This is a genomic window from Phyllobacterium sp. MT110 (assembly GCF_058792715.1).
In genome coordinates this window covers 309,448-325,791 of sequence record NZ_JBXAFE010000006.1, presented here as the reverse complement: position 1 = coordinate 325,791, position 16,344 = coordinate 309,448, and the positions used below count along the sequence as shown (strand labels likewise).

Annotated in this window: 14 protein-coding genes; 10 read left to right on the top strand and 4 right to left on the bottom strand. The window is 56.8% G+C overall.

Features of this window, described 5'->3' with window-relative positions; translation table 11 throughout:
- The first annotated feature begins 7 nt into the window (after positions 1–7).
- The 9 genes from AC1Q5O_RS23230 (at position 8) to AC1Q5O_RS23190 (ending at position 10,945) form a co-directional block, all read left to right on the top strand.
- Entirely contained in the window at positions 8–1,285 is a 1,278-nt protein-coding gene (locus AC1Q5O_RS23230) for an ABC transporter substrate-binding protein (RefSeq protein ID WP_464663561.1), read from the top strand.
- A gap of 36 nt (positions 1,286–1,321) precedes the next feature.
- Entirely contained in the window at positions 1,322–2,173 is an 852-nt protein-coding gene (locus tag AC1Q5O_RS23225) for a carbohydrate ABC transporter permease (protein ID WP_464663563.1), read from the top strand.
- Positions 2,170–3,003, top strand: coding sequence for a carbohydrate ABC transporter permease (locus AC1Q5O_RS23220; protein ID WP_492566236.1), 834 nt, complete (start codon positions 2,170–2,172; stop codon positions 3,001–3,003). The genes AC1Q5O_RS23225 and AC1Q5O_RS23220 overlap by 4 nt, the downstream gene beginning before the upstream one ends.
- 13 nt (positions 3,004–3,016) lie before the next feature.
- Positions 3,017–4,075, top strand: a complete 1,059-nt coding sequence (locus AC1Q5O_RS23215; protein ID WP_464663567.1) for an ABC transporter ATP-binding protein — start codon at positions 3,017–3,019, stop codon at positions 4,073–4,075.
- A 22-nt stretch (positions 4,076–4,097) separates the two neighbouring features.
- Positions 4,098–5,408, top strand: coding sequence for an MGH1-like glycoside hydrolase domain-containing protein (locus AC1Q5O_RS23210; RefSeq protein WP_492566234.1), 1,311 nt, complete (start codon positions 4,098–4,100; stop codon positions 5,406–5,408).
- Positions 5,409–5,695: 287 nt separating this feature from the next.
- On the top strand, positions 5,696–6,775 hold the full coding sequence (locus AC1Q5O_RS23205; protein ID WP_492566341.1) for a hypothetical protein: 1,080 nt from the start codon (positions 5,696–5,698) through the stop codon (positions 6,773–6,775).
- 327 nt (positions 6,776–7,102) lie between these two features.
- A complete protein-coding gene (locus AC1Q5O_RS23200) occupies positions 7,103–7,681 on the top strand; it encodes a PE-PGRS family protein (protein ID WP_464663572.1) in 579 nt (192 codons plus the stop codon).
- Positions 7,682–7,778: 97 nt separating this feature from the next.
- On the top strand, positions 7,779–9,494 hold the full coding sequence (locus tag AC1Q5O_RS23195; RefSeq protein ID WP_464663573.1) for a type I secretion system permease/ATPase: 1,716 nt from the start codon (positions 7,779–7,781) through the stop codon (positions 9,492–9,494).
- Between the two features lie 11 nt (positions 9,495–9,505).
- Positions 9,506–10,945: an HlyD family type I secretion periplasmic adaptor subunit gene (locus tag AC1Q5O_RS23190; RefSeq protein ID WP_492566232.1), complete on the top strand. Its 1,440-nt coding sequence runs from the start codon at positions 9,506–9,508 to the stop codon at positions 10,943–10,945.
- A gap of 140 nt (positions 10,946–11,085) precedes the next feature.
- On the opposite strand, the gene AC1Q5O_RS23185 is transcribed toward AC1Q5O_RS23190, so the two are convergent.
- From AC1Q5O_RS23185 to AC1Q5O_RS23175, 3 genes are all read right to left on the bottom strand, one after another.
- Positions 11,086–11,817, bottom strand: a complete 732-nt coding sequence (locus tag AC1Q5O_RS23185; protein WP_464663577.1) for a response regulator transcription factor — start codon at positions 11,815–11,817, stop codon at positions 11,086–11,088.
- A gap of 177 nt (positions 11,818–11,994) precedes the next feature.
- The gene (locus tag AC1Q5O_RS23180; protein ID WP_464663579.1) at positions 11,995–13,017 is read right to left on the bottom strand and encodes an LLM class flavin-dependent oxidoreductase; all 1,023 of its coding nucleotides are present in this window, start codon (positions 13,015–13,017) and stop codon (positions 11,995–11,997) included.
- Between the two features lie 189 nt (positions 13,018–13,206).
- Positions 13,207–14,181 (bottom strand): DUF2971 domain-containing protein, encoded by a 975-nt coding sequence (locus AC1Q5O_RS23175; RefSeq protein ID WP_492566230.1) that lies wholly within the window; start codon positions 14,179–14,181, stop codon positions 13,207–13,209.
- Between the two features lie 328 nt (positions 14,182–14,509).
- Between AC1Q5O_RS23175 and AC1Q5O_RS23170 the strand changes: the two genes are divergently transcribed.
- Positions 14,510–14,860: a YciI family protein gene (locus AC1Q5O_RS23170; protein ID WP_472460397.1), complete on the top strand. Its 351-nt coding sequence runs from the start codon at positions 14,510–14,512 to the stop codon at positions 14,858–14,860.
- Between the two features lie 189 nt (positions 14,861–15,049).
- Here the strand turns inward: AC1Q5O_RS23170 and AC1Q5O_RS23165 are convergent, their stop codons facing one another.
- The gene (locus AC1Q5O_RS23165; protein ID WP_492566227.1) at positions 15,050–16,342 is read right to left on the bottom strand and encodes a c-type cytochrome; all 1,293 of its coding nucleotides are present in this window, start codon (positions 16,340–16,342) and stop codon (positions 15,050–15,052) included.
- Positions 16,343–16,344: the final 2 nt, after the last annotated feature.

Genomic DNA, 16,344 nt, shown 5'->3' with positions numbered 1-16,344 from the left:
AGAAGCAATGAAACGATCCCTGCTTATCGGGCTGCTCGCGGCCTCTGGCTTTTTGACTGCTACCGTCGCCAAGGCCGAAACAGTTTTTCTATCGACCCAGCTGCGTCCCATTGAAGAGGCAACGGCCGTGCGCAATGTGATCCTGAAGGGTCTGGCCGCCCCCGTGGAGTATGTCGTTGAAGAACCGCCACAATTTGCCGTGCGCATGGAAGCCGAGCGCCAGGCGGGAAAACATACAATCAGTCTTGTCGGCGCACTTCATGGCGAGTTGTCCCCCATTGCATCCAAGGACGGCTTTGTGCCACTTGACGATCTGGCTAAGCAACTTGCCGACAAGGGCATGCCAAAGGCACTTCTCGATCTTGGAAAACTCGGCAAGGACAAACAGCAATATATCCCGTGGATGCAGGCAACCTATGTGATGGCGGCCAACAAACAGGCACTCCAGTATTTGCCTGCGGGGGCTGACATCAACAAACTGACCTATGATCAGCTCATTGAATGGGGTCAGAAGATGCAAACCGAGACCGGACAACCGCGTATCGGCTTTCCCGCTGGACCCAAAGGTCTGATGGCGCGCTATTTCCAAGGATATTTCTATCCGTCCTTTACGGGCGGTGTTGTTCGCCCATTCAAATCCGCGGATGCGGCCAAGGGGTGGGAAAGCTTCAAAAAGCTCTGGGCCGTCGTCAATCCAAATTCCACCAACTACAATTTTATGCAGGAGCCCTTGCTTGCCGATGAAGTATGGGTTGCCTGGGATCATATCGCCCGGCTGAAAGAAGCCGTCGCGTCACAGCCGGACCAGTATGTGATCTTCCCTGCTCCGGCTGGCCCGAAGGGGCGCGGCTACATGCCGGTCGTGGCTGGCTTGGCAATCCCGCAAGGGGCACCTGATGAAACCGGAGCCAAAGGCGTCATCGAACATTTGGTCAAACCGGAAACGCAAATTCTCACGGCAAGGAATGTTGGCTTCTTTCCAACGGTCGACGCAAAACTTCCGGCGGATATTGAACCGGGCATTGCCATGCTGGCCGCCGGCGTGCAGGCAACGCAGCAGGCACCGGATGCTGTCATTTCACTGTTGCCGGTGGGTCTTGGGGATCGCGGCGGCGAGTTCAACAAAGTCTATATGGATGCATTCCAGCGGATCGTCATTCGCGGGGAACCGGTAACCGATGTCTTGAGCCAGCAAGCCGCGAGCCTGAGCAAACTGATCGGTGATACGGGCGCCCCTTGCTGGGCACCGGATGCACCAAGCCAAGGTTCCTGTCCTGTCGAATAATATCATTGGACGTGCACACTCCCCGAGAAATTGATCATGCAGAACGACAAGTCCTGGATTCCCTATGCGCTGATCGCGCCCTGCGTGATCTTTCTCGCGCTGCTCTTTCTTTTGCCGCTGGTCCAGACAATCTGGCTCGCGATTTCCGAAGGCGGCATGCCCTCCCTCGCCAATCTGCAAACCATGGCGGGGGATTTGAACTTTCGCTCGGCCATCCGCAACACGTTCCTGCTGACACTTGCGGTTGTACCGATCCAGATCATGATTGCCCTGGCAATGGGTTCCATGGTCGCCAAAGTTGGCGCCGGCCGCGAAACCATTCTCTGGATATGGACAATTCCACTTGGCATTTCCGATCTCGCGGCGGGCCTCGTCTGGCTGTCGATCCTGCAAAACAGTGGCTATCTGAACAGTATGCTGTTCACTCTTGGTCTCATGGAGCGGCCGGCCAACTGGCTGTCCTATCAGACGCCGATAGCCTTGTTTTTTGCTATTGCTGTCGCTGAAATCTGGCGTGGCACCGCCATTGTCATGGTCATCATTGTGGCAGGTCTCAATCAGGTGCCAAAGGAATTTGGCGAAGCGGCTGAAGTCTTCGGCGCAGGCCGCTGGACGCGGTTTTTCCGCATCACATTGCCCTTGATCAAACCGGCTCTCCAATCCGCATTGATCCTCAGGACAGTTCTCGCCTTCGAGGTTTTCGCCGTGGTCTATGCATTGGGTGGAAGCAATATGCCTGTGCTTGTTGGCGAAGCCTACACCTGGCAAAACCAGAACCAGAATTATGGCGTAGCCGCAGCCTATGCGGTGCTGATCATGATCATCTCGCTGGCTGCCACGTTTGTGTATCTCAAAGCCGTCAGGGTTGATCCGGAGCGCCTGCCATGAGCACCAGCTCCCAACCGTCAAGCTTTGGTTCGGCCCGGTCTGTTCTTCTTTGGAGCGGCATCGCGGTGCTTTGTGCCTGGGTTCTCGTCCCGATCTATCTGGTAGCACTTGGTGCCTTTGGCGGGCGAGGCGGGGTCTATCAATGGCCGAAAACCGTTTTCCCGGCCGGTGTTTCTTTCGAGCCGTTTCTACTCTTTTTGAAAACCGAAGGCGTGGCCGGCGCTTTCATGAACTCGCTTGGCGCAGCCGCGGTCACCGTTGTCCTGTCCGTTCTGATCGGCGCCCCAGCCGGTTATGCGCTCGCCCGCTACAACTTCAAGGGCAAGGAGAGCTTTCGTCTGCTCGTGCTTCTGACCCGGGCTTTTCCACTCGCCATCCTAGCCCTGCCGTTGACTGTCTCCTTCATTCGGATCGGCCTTTACGACACCATCATCGGTGTCGGGCTGGTGCACACGGTTTTGGCTCTGCCCTTTGCCGCTCTCGTCACGCAGGGCATTTTCATGGGTGTACCACGGGAACTCGAAGAGGCTGCATGGGTGTTCGGTTGTTCGCATCCCCAGGCCTTTTTCCGTATTGTCGCACCGCTGGCGCTGCCGGGACTTGCCGCAACGGCGGTCTTTGCCTTCGTCATTTCCTGGAACGAGGTCTTTGCCGCCTCCGTTTTGACAGTCCGGCACCGTACACTGACGGCCTATCTTCTGACTGTTCTCGCTGAAAGTCCGCTGCACTACCGCTTTGCCGGTGGCCTGCTGCTTATCCTTCCCTCCGTCATCTTCATATTCGCGGTCCGGCGCTACCTGTTCGCAATATGGGGTATTTCCAGCAAATAAGGGAGCGACCATCGTGGCCAATATCGTCATTGATCGCATTAAAAAGACCTTTGGTACATTCGAGGCATTGAAGGAAATATCGCTCGAAATACGCGACGGCGAGTTTGTTTCTCTGTTGGGACCGTCGGGTTGCGGCAAAACAACATTGCTGAGGATCATTGCCGGGCTCGAAACCGAAACATCCGGCAAACTTTTGATTGGCGGCACTCCCATCACTGGTTTGGCACCGAAGGATCGTGGTCTGGCTATGGTTTTCCAGAACTATGCGGTCTTCCCCCACATGACAGTGTTCGAGAATGTGGCCTTCGGTCTGCGCATGCAAAGGGCCGATGAACAGCGGGTGAAAAGACAGGTCGGCAAGGCTGCAGCGCTCCTGCATATCGAACCCTACCTTGATCGCTATCCGAACAAGCTTTCCGGCGGCCAGCGCCAGCGCGTCGCTGTTGCTCGGGCGCTGGCAGTCGAGCCGAAAGTGCTGCTGATGGATGAGCCGCTTTCAAACCTCGATGCTCTGCTTCGCCTTGAAATGCGCACGGAATTGAAAGCCGTTCTGCAGGCGTCGGGAACGACGACCATCTATGTGACCCACGACCAGACCGAGGCCATGGGCCTCTCCGATCGTATCGCCGTCATGTATAATGGCCGCATCGAGCAGGTCGGCGCGCCTGTCGATATTTACAGCCACCCGGCGAGCCGCTTCGTCGGCGGTTTCATGGGCAGCCCACCGATGAATTTTATCCGGCTGCCAGTCACGAATGGCACTGTAAAGCTCGGCAATACCAGCCATGCAGTGCCCGCTCATTCAGGCAGCGACATTGTGCTTGGTCTTCGCGGCGAAAATGTTTCGATCGCTCCGCTTGCTGAAGGTTTGCGCCTCGACGTGCGCGTGGCTGAACCAATGGGCTCGCATCTGCTCTTGACGGGTACCGTCGCGGAACAGCCCGTACGCGTGATCCTGCCGCCGAGCGAAACAGTCAGGGCCGGTGACGCGATTGGCCTCAAGCTCGATGCAGACCGTTTGACATGGCTTTCGCCTGAAACCGGTCTTTCCCTCAATCACCCCATTGCATAACTCCACCTTTGAACGGGAAGCCATGACTGATTATCTTGAAGACGCGCGCCAAATTCTGGCCGCCAATGATCGTGGCGGTTACACAGTGCCGACCGATCGGCTCTATCCATTCCAGTGGAACTGGGATTCCGCATTCGTCGCAATGGGTTTTGCGACCTATGATGTTCCGCGCGCCTATCGTGAACTTGAACGGTTGATCGAGGGCCAATGGGCCGACGGAATGATCCCGCATATCGTTTTCCACGCGCCAAGTGACACATATTTTCCGGGTCCGAATGTCTGGCGCACACGCCACGCCATTGCCACTTCAGGCATTACCCAGCCTCCTGTCTTCGGAATGGCGCTGAAAAAGGTCCATGATGCTGCAAAACGTCAGGGGCGAACGGGCACCGGAGAACGCAGCCGGTTCCTCTATGATGCGGCGCTGCGCTGGCACCGCTGGTGGTATCAAGCCCGCGATCCGGAGAGCACGGGACTGGTCGCGCTGCTGCATCCATGGGAAAGTGGCAGCGACAATTCACCAGCCTGGGATATCGCGCTGGCCCGCGTTCCCACAACGACGAAAACCGAAGTCATTCGCAAGGATACCGGCCATGTGGACGCTGCCATGCGGCCGCATGACGAGGATTATCGCCGCTTTATTCATCTGGTCGATACCTACGCCGCGTGCGAGTGGAATCCCGCGGAGCAATGGGCAGCCGCTCCCTTCAAAGTCGCAGAAATCCAGACGACGGCCATTCTTCTGGCATCCGGCGAAGCGCTGCTCGAACTCGCCCGCGAATTTGGCCGGGAGGCCGACGCGGAGGAGCTTGAGACAGTCAATGCTCGATCCCGCAAGGCGCTGCTGGCGCAATGGAGGCCGGAACTGCGGCGCTTCGTTTCGCGTGATCTGATTTCAGGCACTGATATTGAAGCGCCGACGCAGGCCTGTTTCTGTCCGCTCCTGGCGCTTGATCTGGAACAGGCCATGCTGGAAGCAGTAATCGCTGAAATGAACGCTTGGTCTGATGGACTGAAAGTGTTGTTCCCATCGACACAACCATCTTATTCCGGTTTCGAGGCAAAGCGCTATTGGCGCGGTCCGGTCTGGGCGGTCATCAACTGGCTGCTGATTGATGGTCTGCAACGCAACGGCAAAGATACAATGGCCGAGAAGTTGCGCCTTTCCACCGTAAGAGCCATCGAAGCAAATGGCTTTGCCGAGTATTTCGACCCCTTGACCGGTGAAGGTTGTGGCGGATTGGGTTTCTCCTGGACGGCGGCAGCCTATATCGAGATGAAGGTAGATAGCTCAATGAGGCGCGCGCGACCGGAACTTACAAGCTCATCGTAGTAATGCGCTTGGCGAAGCACCGTGCAGTGAAACGCGCCAATTTGGCTGTCCCCTTGCGTTGAGAACCACCGAAATCCTGATTGTCGGTACAATTCTCACAGGCAGATGCAACGTGAACTTGCCCGAAAAAGACTACGGCCAAATAGCTATCCCTACGCCCGGATGGCTGTAGATGAATTGCAGGCTCTTCTTTTTGTTCATCTGACTGCACAATAGAGGTTGGTCGAACCATGCGTTCCGCAGAGCTTCGCGAGGCGGGTGGTTGCAACTGGGGTGGAGTAACGATGATGGCGGATAATCGTCCCATAGCGGAAGGGGTGTTCAACACGAGCACCAGCCAGAATGCGATTCCGGGTTCCGCCTCGGGGCATTTGGCGCTCGTCCCAACGTGGCTTCCCCTGGAGGTTATGCCGAGCAGTTCGGCCGGGAGCGGCGGCGATGGCATCGCGATTGGCGTCATAAGCAGCACTCCTATGGCAATCTTCGCGCCCTCAAATGCCGCAATCGCAGGTCCGCACGCCGTGGTTGACGCACAGCAGGGCAACAATTCCTTGATGTATCAGCACTCCACCGAAATGGCTGGCATGGGCGGGAACGGGGGTAGCGGCAACGCTGCACTCAGCGGCGGCGGTGGGGACACTCTCCATCATGCCGGCAGTGGCGGCAACGGGATTTTCTACGGCGGTATGGTAAGTTCGGATGTCGGGAGTTTTGTCCCGGTCAATGTTGCCGTAGCCGGGGGGCCGGGTTCACACGCGATTGCCGATCAATCGAACAATTCGGCCATGCTGCAGGGTACCACCCAGATTGGCGGGATCGGCGGCTCGGGCGGTGATCACAATACAACGATCCATGATTCCCCGGGCGGGTCTGGAACTGCGCTCACCTATAGCGGCGATCTGTATGCGGGGCATGGCGGCAACGGCTATTTCATCGGTAGCATGATCGATCTGAACGTAGCCATTTTCTCGCCGATCAATATTGCGGTCGGTGCGGCAGGCGGCTCGGCTGAGGCCCATCAGACCAACAATGCAATCTTCGATCAGGGCGCCGTTCAGATCGCGGGCATTGGAGGCAATGGCGGCGGTTTCAATCTGAGTTCCGATACGATTTTCACCGGCAACCATTCATCGGGAAGTGGCGGGTCGGGCTTTTCGAACGGCAGTATGGTGGATGTGAACATAGGATACTTCCATCCGATCAACATCGCTGTACCCGCCGGTGGCACGGCCGATGCGCAACAACTTGATCACGTTCTTTACGATCAGCATGCGTTGCAAATGGCAGGCATCGGTGGTCATGGCGGCGACATCTCGCATGCCCATTCAGCGCTGGTAGACGACATTCTCTCGTTCATCCATGTGTGAACACATGATCCACCGGATATGGCCGCGGATCTGCGTCTCCCCTCGCAAACCAACCTCCACCCATTTCCCTCTCGAATGCAATGAAATGCCAGCAGTGCCGGCATTGCCTGAACGGGGCGCGCACCAGCACGCGGCTATAGCCGGTTGGGTGTTTTGGCGATTCGCCCCCTTATGCAGCCGTACCCTCCCCAAAAGAACGTCTCCGAATATCTAGCTAGCTCGCAATGTAAATGGCGAGCACTGTTCTCCGGCGATTATCTTGCTTGGCGATGACATCGCTGGGCACCAGGACGTGGGAGAAACACAGACTGTAAAGGGAGTAAAGTTATGCCTGTTCCACAATTATCTGACACGATCCAGCTCAATCATTCCAACGCAGGCGACGCAAGTGCCGGTAACGGCGGCGACGGCTACAGCTACGGAGATATCAATTACAATCCCAGTGCATATGTCGCCAATTCACAGACGGTATATGGCGCCGATACGGATCTGCACAATGGCGATCACGTTTGGCAAACTGCAGATTGGGGCGCGGGGCCTGGTGGCCACGGTGGCTCAGCTGAAGCTGAGAACGGAACCCTTTCCTCCATCACGAACAATGGCGCTGGCGGCGCTGGCGGCGCTTCCACCTCGAACGGGAGCGAGACAAACGGCAGTGGTGGTGACATAGCCGCAGTTTCTGCAGCAACGACTGCTACCCAGAACACTCAATTCTTCGCAGATCAGCATGCCACTATTCTCGCCGGCGTCGGCGGCAATGGCGGTAACGGCAATATTGCACGCGGTGGCGATATCTCGGCTGCAGTGGTTCACACCGATCCCACAACGACGACTCAGTCCGTATCAAATACTCTCGATCATTTCGACCATAGTCACGTCGATCTTGATCTGAGCCATTTGATCTGACGCTTCCGGCCCGTGAGGATCGCCGGGTTCAAACCGACGATCCTCATCGACGGCCAGGTGTTTGCCTTGTCAGTACCGCGAAAACCGAGATCTGATAATGACAACGAATATCATACAATCCGAGCGCCAACCGACGCATCTGGTCGTGGCCCTTCGCGCCTGCGCAGGAGCCTTTGGTTTGGTTTTCATTTACAGTTGCGGTTACAATATCTTTCTACTCGCACCGTCGATCTATCTCCTCCAGATTTATGACCGCGTCCTGTCGAGCCGGAGCACCGACACGCTGCTGATGTTGACCCTTGTCATCGCTGTCGCGGTTGTTGTTGGATCGGTACTCGATATCGTGCGCCGTGCTGCGCTTACCCGTATCGGCAGTTGGCTCGATCATCGACTGCGGCCAGTTGTCCTTACCGCCGCATTCGAATATGCAGCCAGGGTCAATACGAATGTTGCCGCCGATTGCTATCGGGATCTTGCTTCGCTGCGCCAATTTCTCGATTCCCCGGCGAGCGCGCTGCTTTTTGACATCCCCTGGGCGCCCGTCTTCCTGCTTCTGCTTTTTCTCGTTCACCCGCTGCTTGGAGCAATTGGCCTCTTAAGCGCACTTGCGCTGCTGTTTCTTGCCCTTCTAACCGAGCTCGCCACGCATGAACCGCTGACCCACGCAAGCGCGGCACTGGCGCGGAGCTACTCCCGGTTCGGAATGGCGCTAAAATACATCCAGGTGGTCCGGGCAATGGGCATGCAGGACGGCGCCGCGCAGGTTGTCTACCGCGATGCGGAGTTTGCGAGAATAGCGCAGGACAACGCAATGCACCGGACCGAGATCATTCTTGGATTCTCGAAATCCATCCGCACGCTGACGCAAATTCTGGTGATGGGCGCCGCCACGTGGCTGGTGCTGGCGGAGAGCAGCAGCCCTGGCATTATTTTCGTTGCCAGCCTGTTGCTGGGCCGTGGGCTTACACCGATCGAGGGTGCGATCGGCGCTTGGCGTTCCTTTGCGTATGCGCGTAACGCTTTCAACCGTCTCAACAGGATGTTGGTTGCCGTCGCATCGGATGCCGGCTCGCGCATGGTGCCGGTGCCTGAATCCAGCAGCCTCGTGCTTCAGAACGTGAGCTTCGCCGTGCCGTATGCTGACCGGCACATATTGAATGATGTTTCATTGCGCCTCGCACCCGGCGATTGTGTGGCGCTCATCGGCTCATCGGGATCCGGCAAATCGACGCTTGGGCGGATCATGGCCGGCGTCCTGCAGCCAACGAGTGGAAGCGCTCTGCTTGGCGGCGTGGATATATCAGCGCTGCGTCTTTGCGGCGGTACACGCCATATCGGATACCTGCCGCAGGACATCGAATTGTTTGGCGGCGCGATCAAGGAAGTAATCGGCCGGCTTGATGGCGCGGATTCCGCCAAGGCAATCGAAGCGGCCAAGCTTGTCGGCCTGCATGAAGCCATCATGCGCTTGCCGCAGGGCTATGAGACCGACATCGGCGAGGGCGGCAGCTTGCTCCTGCGCGCACAACGACAGCAGCTCGGACTGGCGAGGGCGGCTTACGGCAATCCAGCCCTCGTTGTGCTTGACGATCCAAACTCAAGCCTGGACTATGATGGCGAGCGTGTCCTGTTCAATGCGATCCAACGCATGCGAGCCAAGCGGATGACGGTCGTCATCATCACGCACCGGTTGGGTGTTCTTCCAGTCACCAACAAAATTGCGATCATGCGAAACGGCACCATCGATGCTTTCGGAGACAGTGACGAAATTTACGACACGTACCTTCAGCCACCAGCGCGAACGGGGACATAGGAGGCAGCGAAATGGCCCTCGTTCAGTTCGATATACCGCTCAAGTTTTCAGGTGTGCTCAACACATTGCGCCATGCCATCGTCAAGTCGGATCAAAACAAGAAGCACTTCGTCTATGTGCCAATCGCGGGACCAACCAGCGGGGCGCTGGCACCTGCTTCCCCGATGCCAAGGCTTCGAAATGTCGCCTTGTTAGGCAACCTGCTGATTGGTGTCTTCATTATTGGGCTTGGCACCTGGTCGATCTTTGCGCCACTCAAAAGCGCGGCCATCGCCGCAGGTGTTGTCGAGCCTGAAACGAGCCGCAAGGTTATCCAACATCTGGAAGGCGGTATCGTGCGGCAAATCCTCGTCAAGAACGGCGACGCTGTGAAAGCTGGCCAGGTTCTCTTCCAGCTTGACGACACGAAATCACGCTCGGAGCGCGACAGTCTCCAGGGACAGCTCTGGGATGCCAAGGCAAGTCACGCGCGCCTCAGTGCAGAACAGAAGGGCAGTGACCGCGTTATGTACGGTGCGGATCTCGAAATCCTCAGAGTGACCAATCCGGCAATCAACGGCATTCTCGACGGTCAAGATCACATCTTCGAGACGCGCCGTCTGGTGATGAAATCCGAGATCGCCATCACGCAGAAGAAAATGGATCAGGTGCAGGAGGAAATTTCTGGTCTGATGGCGCAAAAAGCGGCGCTGACGCAGAGGGTGGAAATCGCGCGGCAAGAGCTTGATGCCGTCTCCCCGTTGGCGGCCAAGGGGCTTGAACGAAAGACCAGGCTTCTTGTTCTGGGACGGGAAATAGCGGATCTCGATGGCCAGCTCGGCGAAGTTATCGCCCAGATATCACGCGCATACCAGGTCATCAGTGAAAGCCAGGCCTATCTTGTGAAAATCGAAAGTGACCGGCTAAACGAAGTCGCTCAAGGCATTCGCGACACGGAAAGCCAGATATTGCAACTGAGCGAAAGATTGCGGGCAATCGACGATCAACTCACGCGGACCGCAATCAGAGCGCCCGAGGATGGGGTGGTCATTGACCTGCGCATCCATACCGCCGGCGGTATTATTGGCGCGGGCGAGCCGCTCGTCGATCTCGTGCCGCGCAACGGCAGTCTTATTGTGTCCGCGCATGTGCGGCCAGAAGATATCAACCGCGTGCATTCTGGCCTCGAAGCGCAGATTCATCTGCTTCCCTACAATCAACGTCGCGTGCCATTGCTGAAAGGCGTGGTCGTATACGTCTCCGCCGATCGTCTCGTCGATAAGCAAAGCGGCCAAGCTTACTACGCGGCGACAATTCGCGTGACCGACGAACGGCTGGCGAAGATGCGCGATGTTGCGCTGATTCCGGGCATGCCTGCGCAGGCGCTGATCGAAACCGGGGAGAGCAGTGTGGCGTTCTACGCGGTCAGGCCGCTCCTAGACAGCTTCACCCGCGCGTTTCGCGAAGATTGACCGACGGCAAGCGGAGCGATCCGGATGGTGTTGCGCGAAGAGATTGGTGATCCTTCTTGCATAGCGTCGCCGGGCATGTTCCGGACTATTGACTGCGCTTGAGGATTCTGAAGACGACGTCACTCAAAATAGTCCGGGAGCTACTGCGCGGGAATGTCTGACGTTACCCTTTGACCGAGCCGTGCGACCACTTCGGTTCTGTTCTGCACCTGCAATTTTCGCATGATGTGCTGCAAATGCATTTTCACCGTATGATCCGAAAGATTTAGTTTGCACGCAATGACTTTGTTGGGATGTCCGCATTGCAGTTCGGCAAGAACATCCGCTTCGCGCGGGGTAAAATCCGCAATCGACATATAGTGTGCGTTGTTCTCGATTATTCTGCGCGGCTTGTCCGGGGACTTGTTGCGCATCGCCGACGCGTTCGCGTGTGCGACAAACGGATGCGGATAGAAAACACCACCGGCAAGGATGAGCCGCATACCAGCAAGGGCGACGTCGATCGGAACTGAGGTTGTGAAGTAGCCGCGAATGCCCATCTCAAGTGCTTGAGAGGCGACCAACGTATCATCCATGTTGGAGAGAAGGGCGATCGAAGCCTCAGGAAACATGTCTCTAATTACGTCAAGATCGTAGCAGAGACTTGCGCTGTCGAGAGTTCTTCCAGCCATGTCCAGTGCAATGAGATGCACATCCATCCCGAGAGCACTATCGAGAGTCTTGACAGAGACCATGTCGATGAAGTCCCAGCCCGCAAGTTCATCCTGGAGGAGCCGGATGATCGTTGTGCGCACGAGTGTATGTTGTTCTATAACGATTACCGTCGGCGTATTGTGTGCCTTGCGGCGTTTTGTATCTTGACCGATGGACACGTGTTGCTCCCTATTTGGATGTATTCCAATCCATTTTAGCAGCGCATACTATTCCCGTTCTTCCTTCATGTCATGACTATAGGGGGATTAGCTACCACTCTACATCGATATACATCAATTGGTCTATATACGCTTTCCGTCCAACTCTCAGTATTCGGAGAACTTTGCTGGATACCGTCACCTCCATCCGAGCGCGGGCGCAACGTGCGTCAGGATTGCCTCGAGCACATGTACATTGTAATCGACGCCCAGCTGGTTTGGCACCGTTAACAGCAAAGTATCCGCCTCCACGATGGCCTCATCCTGCGCAAGCTGTTTCACAAGCGCTTCGGGCTCGGCTGCATAACTGCGGCCGAAAATGGCTCTGGTGTTTTCATCAATGTAACCAAGCGAGTCTCCCTCTTTGCTGCCATTTCCGAAATAGGCGCGATCGCGGTCATTCATCAATGCAAAGATGCTTCGGCTGACGGAAACACGCGGTGTCCAATTGTGGCCCGCTTCCTTCCAGGCGTTGCGATAAGCACGTATTTGCGCCGCTTGCTGAATATGGAACGGCTCACCGGACTCATCATTCTTAAGGGTGGAGCTTTGGAGATTCATACCTAGCTTGGCCGCCCAGACCGCCGTCGAATTCGAACCGGCGCCCCACCAGACACGCTTTCGCAGGCCTTCGGAATGCGGTTCGAGGCGCAGCATACCGGGCGGATTCGGAAACATTGGTCGCGGATTTGGTTCAGCAAACCCCTCACCCCCGAGCAGGCTCAGAAAAACCTCGGCGTGTTGACGCCCCATGTCAGCATCGGTGGCGCCATCGTTTGGCTGATAACCGAAATAACGCCAGCCGTCGATGACCTGTTCCGGGGAGCCCCGGCTCAGCCCAAGCTGCAGCCGGCCGTTCGAGATCAGGTCCGCCGCACCGGCATCTTCGGCCATATAGAACGGGTTCTCGTAGCGCATATCGATGACAGCGGTGCCGATTTCGATATTTTTGGTTTTCGCTCCAATTGCCGCCAATAGCGGGAAGGGGGAGGCCAATTGCCGGGCAAAGTGATGCACACGGAAATAGGCGCCATCCATGCCAAGCTCCTCGGCGGCGACAGATAAGTCGAGCGACTGAAGAAGAGCGTCTCCGGCTGAACGGGTTTGCGATTGGAGTGAAGGCGCCCAATGGCCGAACGAAAGAAAACCGATCTTCTTCATGATATCATCCCTGAAAAGGAGCAAACCCCGTCGCTCGCGGAGCGCTCAATATGGGGCCGGATACCAATGGTTGTAAGTGCGTTGAACACAGTGTTCGAAGAGTGGCACAAGAGGCGCGTGCATAGGTACAGTTTTCGCGCGGCAATGGATGGCAGACCACGCGGCAAGCAAGCTTGGTGTTCCGCTGTGTTACCCCATCGCTTTCGCGCGAACAGGCAATTTGGACATGATCACTTTCGTGGCGGGTTGCGGGACGTTTTTCTCCGCCAATTTTGACACGATCTCTTCCCGGATGGCGTCGGCATTCATTGTGGGGCCAATAATGACCCGCGAGATCAGCTGAGGAAACTCCAATCCAGTGATGTTCTCCGTTGGCCGATTTTTGAGTGGCAGTTTATAGATCGTTCTGTTGCTGACCTCGACAGCAGGGTTGTGTTTGATAAGCATGGGCGAAGGCCACAGAAGCGGGTTGGTCAAGACTCGCCATTCCCGCTCATCGCGAAGGCCAGGGTGTTTGGAACATACGGCCGCAAAAAGCAGCATCAAAAATATAATCTCGCGTAGCACGGGCCTGTTGGTCTGGGATATGAATTGCTGATTGTCCAATATGGACGCAGTGACGGTTTCAAACTCTCCAGCGAACTGCTGTCTTGTCCAGTACGCAACCGGGCTCGAATAGGCTTTCAGCGTCTGTGCTACCTGCATGAACGGCGAAGTGTCGACGACGACCGCGACACCGGTTGCATCCCCTTCAAAGGCTCGCCACAATGACAGGCGTCCGGTGTTGTTTTCGTTAGGATCGTGTTCGGCTACAGACAAGACATAGGACTCGTTTCTCAAACCCGGCAGCCAGTCCTGAAATTTCTTTACGCCTTCGTTCCAGACGCCCGGCGCACATCGATCAAGCGCGTCAGCGAGCGCAGCACTGCCTGAATGGTCGATCCAGTGCTGCAGTCTTTCCAAGCCGGTCTCGATGTCTTGGTGATCGTTCATATCCCGGGTGTTTCTGAACTCGATCTCTTCACTGTCAAGAATTTGGAGCAGATTTTTCGACGTGGTGTAATGGACGAACCGAGATTCCGGTTTGATTGCTGCACGGCTTTCAAAAGTGCTCGGCATGAAGATGCTGAGCATTTTGATAACGGCCGGATCCCAATTTTCCATAAATATTTCCCCTGGATTCGGCGCGAAACCGCCAACTCGCCTGCAACTCATCTGTACGTGTTTAGCGCGCATTCCCTTGAGGGAGAAGGTATTTCAAAGCCAGGCTGGGCTCTAAATCGTGTATAGTCGAGCATCGCGAAACAGGAGTATTGGCGGCCATAACGCCATGTCAAAAGCCCGACCTTGCATTGTGTATTCCCTCAACCTTGAGACAAGTGCGATTTTTTCAATGCGGATGTCGATTTGGCAAGAGCTGGATCGTTGTCTTGATAAGTGAGCCAGTTCAGCGGCAATGGTGCCCGCAGCTCGCCGAAGGAGGAATTGTCAAATGCGATTCATGTCAATCGTCACATCCGCCCACTCCCAACCTCCCACGCCGGAACTCATGGAGGCGATGAACAAGCTCGCCGACCGGGAGATCAAGGCTGGCCGCATGCTCGACATGGGCGGACTCACACCAGTCACCATGGGTGCGCAGGTTCGCATAGCAAACGGGCAGCTCAGCGTCATTGACGGCCCTTTTGTCGAAGCAAAGGAGGTCATCGGCGGCTATGCAATCATGGAGTTTGGCAACAAGGACGAGGCCGTAGCGTCGGCGGTCGAGTTCATGCAACTGCACAAGGACTTCATGCCGGGATGGGAAGGCACGTGCGAGGTTCGTGCGTTCGCCGGCCCTTGAGACAAAAACCGCTCATCCGGTCGGTGGCCGTGACGGCCGCCGACATTCATCGGGTGCTCTCGCCATCTGGCGGTGCGGGTAACCCCGACTGATCGCCAGCCTGGCGAGAATGCTGCGCGAACTGGCTTGCTCAAAGGAAATCCGTCAGGGGCCACACGTCGTTTGCGACCGTTGGCAACAGGTTTGCCTTTAGTTGCTGTGACGGATCGAGGCAATGTCGGCCGGCTTGACGTTCGTTTCCTGGCCACCCCATGTTGCCCGTGCCCAGTTGGCAAGATCCGCTACCTGCTGGTCCGTCAGCTGGTCCTTGAACGCTGGCATCGGCTGCATGCGTTCGAGACCCGGGAAACGTTGTGCGGGAATGCCATGCAGGACTGTGCGGACGAAATTGCGCGCGTCATTGATGCGCAGTGACGTGTTGGTGGCCAACGGAACCGCGACATGCGGAATACCTTCGCCCTGGGCGCCATGGCAGCCCGAGCAAAGGTTGAGATAAGTTCCCCGTGCCGACGCTGCAAGCTCGGGAGCCACATTGATCGGCTTGGGCGCTGGCGGCGGCGTGGATTGGTCCGGCACGGCATCGAGGTTGAACAGGTAGGCCGAGAGTGCCTGCATATCGTCGTCGGTCATGTACTGTGTCGAGAAATGGACAACCTCGAACATCTGGTTGGTCATCGCACCCCCGGCGAAAATGCCGGTCTTCATAAAGCTCGCCAGCAAGGGGACGTCAAATCCCATGCGTGTCAGCCCATCCTTCGTGATGTCGGGCGCTGAGACGCCTTCAATGATCGTTCCCTGCAGATACCGTGTCTGCTCCATGCCTTGCATCAGGTTGCGCGGTGTGTGGCACTCGCCGCAATGGGCGAGGGCATCGGCCAGGTATCGGCCTCTGTTCCATAATGCGGATCGGGCCGGATCATTTGCCGGCACCGCGCCGGGCAGGTTGACAAGATTCCAGAAGGTCAGCGTGCGGCGAATATTGAAGGGAAACGCCAGGTCGTTGTCTTGGTTTTTCACCGGCATGGGTTCGCGCGTCATCAGATAGCTGTAGACCGCATCGACGTCTTCCGCTCTCATCTGCCGGTAGGAGGCATAGGGCATTGCCGGATAGAGATGTTTCCCGTCCTTGCCGATACCATCGCGAACAGCACGTTGGAACTCATACCGGGTCCAATTGCCGATACCATTCTCCTTGTCGGACGAAATATTGCTGGAATAGATCGTGCCGAACGGCGTTTGCATCGGCAGCCCGCCGGCCCAGGCAGCCCCGCCCTTTGCCGTGTGGCAGGCATAGCAATCCGCGGCAACCGCGATATAGGCGCCGCGTTGCGCCAATACTTTCATCTGGTCCGCAGTCAGGGGCTGCTCGATGTCCTTGGCCACGGCGCTTTTCTCGAACAGACCGGCAAAAACGCTGCCCGCAACCAGACCGCCGCACACGATCAGTATCGCCATGATCCAGAGTAGCCTACGCAATCTCATGG